Source organism: Candidatus Pantoea communis, from assembly GCF_011752685.1.
In the GTDB taxonomy this organism is placed as follows: Bacteria; Pseudomonadota; Gammaproteobacteria; order Enterobacterales; family Enterobacteriaceae; genus Pantoea; species Pantoea communis.
The window spans coordinates 1-597 of the sequence record NZ_VWXC01000073.1 but is presented as its reverse complement, the minus strand read 5'-3'; the positions used below and the strand labels follow the sequence as shown (position 1 = coordinate 597).

The following is a 597-nucleotide window of genomic DNA, read 5'->3' as shown; positions in this document are numbered from 1 at the left end:
TGATAGAAAAGTAACGAGCAGAAAAAACCTCTACAGGCTTGTAGCTCAGGTGGTTAGAGCGCACCCCTGATAAGGGTGAGGTCGGTGGTTCAAGTCCACTCAGGCCTACCAAATTCGCACTCATGCGGCGTTATGTACTCAGTCGTTTACCCAACAGTAAACGTCCTTCGTACATGCCTTGCCTGAGCACGAATTACCGTTTTCAAAAAACGGGACTCCTGGTGAGTGGTAGTAGTGGTCTCTGCAGTAACTGTATGGGGCTATAGCTCAGCTGGGAGAGCGCCTGCCTTGCACGCAGGAGGTCAGCGGTTCGATCCCGCTTAGCTCCACCATTACAGTGACTCAAAACAATACTTCAGAGCGTACCGGCAACGGTGTGCTGCGAAGTATTATGCTCTTTAACAATCCGGAACAAGCTGAAAATTGAAACGACACGTCGTATTCATTCTCCGTAATAAGAATGAAGCTATCGATGTGTTCGAGTCTCTCAAATGCTTGCAGTCTGCAGCGTTGTAAAACGCCTGTGGGTTGTGAGGTTAAGCGACTAAGCGTACACGGTGGATGCCCTGGCAGTCAGAGGCGATGAAGGACGTGCTA

At 49.7% G+C, this 597-nt stretch carries 2 tRNA genes; both read left to right on the top strand.

Annotation, left to right across the window (positions count from 1 at the left end):
* Window positions 1–34: 34 nt before the first annotated feature.
* Window positions 35–111: transfer RNA gene (locus tag F3J37_RS27890), tRNA-Ile, on the top strand.
* A gap of 145 nt (window positions 112–256) precedes the next feature.
* A tRNA-Ala gene (locus F3J37_RS27885) sits at window positions 257–332 on the top strand.
* Window positions 333–597 lie beyond the last annotated feature (265 nt).